The organism is Peribacillus sp. (genome assembly GCF_059453735.1).
Window position 1 is genome coordinate 1 of sequence record NZ_JAZVJO010000115.1, and the last position, 4189, is coordinate 4189.

Genomic DNA, 4189 nt, shown 5'->3' on the forward strand with positions numbered 1-4189 from the left:
ATTTTCTGCATGGTAGATATTCAAGTCAGCGCAAGGCAAGAACATAAATTCAGTAATCAAAACTCAGCATGTCAAAAAAGATGGCTGTCGACCTTTTGATAGATCGCAGCCATCTTTTAATATATTGGGTAACGAATGAGATTAATCATGCTTAGGATACTTCCCTACAACATGAATGGCACTTATAATCCTTTTGTTAATCCATGCCCGGTTTTCCACCGTATTTAAACGATCAAACACAATTTTCCTGCCAGTCTCTGTTGTTGCATAATGGTTTGGTAGATTATTAAGGCTGAGTACAATAATATCGCTCTTACATTTCCCACATTTACAAAACGTCTGATAATCAGTCCCCGTCATCATAAACGTCACGAGAGTAATCACAATTTCCTCCATTACATTTACATATTCTCTATCCATATTTATCCTCATCCGCTGTTTGATTCGCATGGCTTTCTATTCTCATATAAGTTTTACAATCAACATAAAGACGTTAGCTTAACATGCCTTAAGCTAACGTCTTTAGAAACAATTTCTTACTGGTTAAGGGCTATCCTCGGCATAATTAAAATTTCGACCCTTCTATTTTTAGCCCGTCCCTTTGCCGTTTTGTTAGATGCAATAGGACTGAATTCACCGTACCCTTTTGCACTAAACCATTGAGGATTTAGACTTTCATTTTCAAGAAGAATTTTCATAAAATTAACAGCTCTCATAACGCTTAAGTCCCAATTAGACTCATATTGATAGGTTTTAATTGGCACATTATCTGTATGTCCACTGATGACAATGGTGCGTGGTGGATTCATAATCAATAATTCCGCAATATCATTCGATATTTTCACATCTTTTTGTCGAATGACCGCACTACCAGATTCAAAAAGGACATTATCTCGTATTGTCAGCAGTAGACCTTCATCCGTTAAAGATATATCAAGCTTTTTAGCAAGATCATTCTTGTCAATAAACTGATTTACTTTATCTTGTATTTCTTTCAGTTCTTTTTTCTCTATCATCCAAAGAGCTTCCGGATCATCTTCTATCCCGGAAGACTTTTCGTTCTCATCTGTTGTAGATGGAGTGACATCCTGAACGGGACTAGGATAATTTAAAACACCCGAACCACTCGTAAATATTTGATTAAACACACTTGAAAGTTGTTGAAATTTGTTGGCGTCTACTGAACTAGAAGCAAAAAGTACTATAAAAAGGGCCAGTAATAAAGTCAAAATATCTGCATAGGGAACCAACCATGACTCATCCATATGTTCCTCATGACGTACCTTCTTTTTCCTCCTAGCCATTTCCCTTCACTTCGCCTTCCAGCCATTTTTTCCGTTCATTAGCAGGCAAATAAGACGTTAGTTTTTGTTCGATCGTTCGAGGAGCTTCCCCTTCAATAATAGAAAGGATTCCTTCAATCATCATTTCTTTAATTCGTACCTCTTCTTTTGATTTTCTTTTTAACTTATTAGCGAATGGATGCCAAAGTACATAACCAGTATAAATCCCCAGCATAGTCGCAACAAAAGCTGCCGATATTGCATGACCTAATTCCTCTGTATTATCCATGTTCCCAAGTGCAGCAATCAGACCGAGTACAGCCCCAAGGACACCTAGTGTAGGAGCATACGTACCTGCTTGACTGAATATAGCTGCACCGCCATGATGTCTCTCTTCCATAGCATCAATTTCTTCTGATAAAATATCACGAATATAATCCGCACTTTGTCCTTCTACCGCTAAATTTAATCCATTTTTTAAGAATTGATTTTCTATATCCTCTGAAATGACTTCCAACGCTAGTAGTCCTTCTTTTCTAGCAATGACTGCCCATTCTGAAAATGTTCGGATAAGTTCTTCTGGCTTTGTTAAACGCTGTTCAGTAAAGAGAATCTTGAACAGCACCGGCACCTTTTTTAGTTCTGACATTGGAAAAGCTGTAGTGACAGCGGCAGCCGTTCCAACGAAAATGATAAGAATAGCTGCGGGATTGATTAATGCAGATAAGCTTACCCCTTTTAACACCATACCAACACCAACAGCAATAATTCCAAGTAAAATTCCGATAAATGATGTTTTATCCATAATACACACCCAATCATATAAAGTGTTCTGCGTTCTCTTTTCTTTATATCGGTAACTAGTTAAAAAAAGTGAATGGATTCTGGATTTTTTGTAGAAATCAATTTTTTACAAATAGAAAAGACCTTACTAGGGAACTAGTAAGGATCGTTAGAGATAGACATCTGCTTCTCTATTATCTGAATATTATGTCGTTTTAGTGACAAAAATGTCAAACTGAGGAAAATTTGTAATATTACTTAACTACTCTGTAACCCTACTTTATACCTATTTTTGATATAGTAAAACTACTAAAAGAGAGAAATATAGAGATTACTAAAAACCAGGGGGAAACACATGAAAAAGAATATATTCGCATCTGTGCTATCACTTTGTATATTAGGTACTTTTCTAGTTCCTTTCGACTCGGCCGAAGCTTCTTATTCACCAAATCAAGTAGTATCAGTAAGCAAAAAGTACATTGGTGTTCGATACAAAACGGGCGGAATGAGCCCAGTAGGCTTCGATTGCTCAGGATTTGTAGCCTATTCAATTAAAAAAGCAACGGGAAAGTCTCTTCCACGAACGGCAGCACAAATGTTTATGATAGGAAAGTACATAAAAAAGAGTAGTTTAGAGAAAGGAGATCTTGTTTTCTTTTCAAATGGTAAAAAACGAGCCAGTCATACAGGTATTTATGTTGGAAACAACAAATTCATTCACTCTTCTTCTTCCAAAGGTGTTCGTATCGACTCAATAAATGGTTCTTACTGGAAGAATAAATTTATTGGCGGTAAGCGATTATAGTTTTATTTTATAACAGCCATGATAGTGTGGTTGTTTTTTTTATAGACCAAGCACTATAACAGATGTTAATTTTATCGCAAAATATATAACAGATTATTTTAAATACTATAACAGTTTCACAAAGGATTCACATATATTTTAAAAATAACCAATTTTTCACTGTATGATAAGAATGTAAGCTATTACTAAATTAGTTATGTTTTAAAAATAAATTAAACAAAGGACGGCGAAAAAACCATGAATCAGTGGAGAAGTTTTATCGAAGGAAATTGGCAGTCTGAAGTAAATACCCGCGATTTTATCATAAACAATGTATCTCCTTATCAAGGTAATGCCGAATTTTTAGAAAAAGCTACAGAATCTACAGAAGTACTTTGGCAGCAAGTCATGGAGTTGACCGGAAAAGAGCGCGAAAATGGCGGAGTATTAGATATGGATACAAAAACTGTTTCTAGTATAACCTCTCATGCTCCAGGTTATTTAAATAAGGATCTTGAAACTATTGTTGGAGTACAAACCGATCAACCTTTCAAACGCAGCCTTCAGCCATATGGCGGGATTCGCATGGCACAAGCTTCATGCAACGCTTATGGATACGAACTTGATAAAGAAATTGAACGGATCTTTACAGATTTCCGTAAAACACATAATCAAGGTGTATTTGACGCTTATACAGATGAAATGATGACTGCCCGTAAAGTCGGAATTATTACCGGATTACCGGATGCATATGGACGAGGAAGGATTATTGGCGATTATCGGCGTGTTGCATTATATGGTACTAACCGACTAATTGAAGATAAGAAAAAGAGCCTCCAAAATACATCTACAACAATGACTGAGGACGTTATCCGCCTCCGCGAAGAGCTATCAGAACAGATTAGAGCCCTTCAAGAGTTACAAACTATGGCACTATCTTACGGTTATGATGTATCACTTCCAGCTCAAAATGCGCGTGAAGCGTTCCAATGGTTGTACTTTGCCTATCTTGCAGCTATTAAAGAACAAAATGGTGCAGCAATGAGTCTTGGCCGTGTTTCTACCTTCCTTGATATCTATATCGAGCGGGATCTGAATGAAGGAACATTAACGGAAGAAGAAGCGCAGGAAATTGTCGATCATTTTATCATGAAACTTCGTCTAGTTAAATTTGCTCGTACACCTGATTATAATGAACTATTCAGCGGTGATCCTACTTGGGTAACCGAAGCTATTGGCGGTATTGCCCTTGACGGAAGACCACTTGTTACTAAAATCAGTTTCAGATTCTTGCATACTCTTGAAAATCTTGGACCTGCTCCAGAACCAAACCTAACAG

General features: G+C 36.8%; 5 protein-coding genes. 2 read left to right on the forward strand and 3 right to left on the reverse strand.

Annotated elements, in window-relative coordinates; all coding sequences use genetic code 11:
- Positions 1–141 precede the first annotated feature (141 nt).
- The 3 genes from AC52RT_RS03700 to motA form a co-directional block, all read right to left on the reverse strand.
- Complete coding sequence (locus AC52RT_RS03700) at positions 142–420, reverse strand: late competence development ComFB family protein (protein ID WP_495539503.1); 279 nt, start codon at positions 418–420, stop codon at positions 142–144.
- 116 nt (positions 421–536) lie between these two features.
- The gene (gene motB / locus AC52RT_RS03705) at positions 537–1304 is read right to left on the reverse strand and encodes a flagellar motor protein MotB (RefSeq protein ID WP_495539504.1); all 768 of its coding nucleotides are present in this window, start codon (positions 1302–1304) and stop codon (positions 537–539) included.
- Positions 1297–2088: a flagellar motor stator protein MotA gene (gene motA, locus AC52RT_RS03710; protein ID WP_495539505.1), complete on the reverse strand. Its 792-nt coding sequence runs from the start codon at positions 2086–2088 to the stop codon at positions 1297–1299. Before motA ends, motB begins: the two co-directional genes overlap by 8 nt.
- 333 nt (positions 2089–2421) lie before the next feature.
- Here motA and AC52RT_RS03715 point away from each other — a divergent pair, with 333 nt between their 5' ends.
- Positions 2422–2871, forward strand: coding sequence for a C40 family peptidase (locus AC52RT_RS03715; protein ID WP_495539506.1), 450 nt, complete (start codon positions 2422–2424; stop codon positions 2869–2871).
- A 237-nt stretch (positions 2872–3108) separates the two neighbouring features.
- Positions 3109–4189, forward strand: a 1081-nt coding sequence (locus AC52RT_RS03720; RefSeq protein WP_495539507.1) for a pyruvate formate lyase family protein, incomplete at its 3' end; no start/stop codon positions are given.

Excerpts from the sequence above, each read along its gene's own strand:
- AC52RT_RS03700 (WP_495539503.1), bottom strand. The coding sequence starts at position 420 with ATGGATAGAGAATATGTAAATGTAATGGAGGAAATTGTGATTACTCTC.
- motB (WP_495539504.1), bottom strand. The coding sequence starts at position 1,304 with ATGGCTAGGAGGAAAAAGAAGGTACGTCATGAGGAACATATGGATGAG.
- motA (WP_495539505.1), bottom strand. The coding sequence starts at position 2,088 with ATGGATAAAACATCATTTATCGGAATTTTACTTGGAATTATTGCTGTT.
- AC52RT_RS03715 (WP_495539506.1), top strand. The coding sequence starts at position 2,422 with ATGAAAAAGAATATATTCGCATCTGTGCTATCACTTTGTATATTAGGT.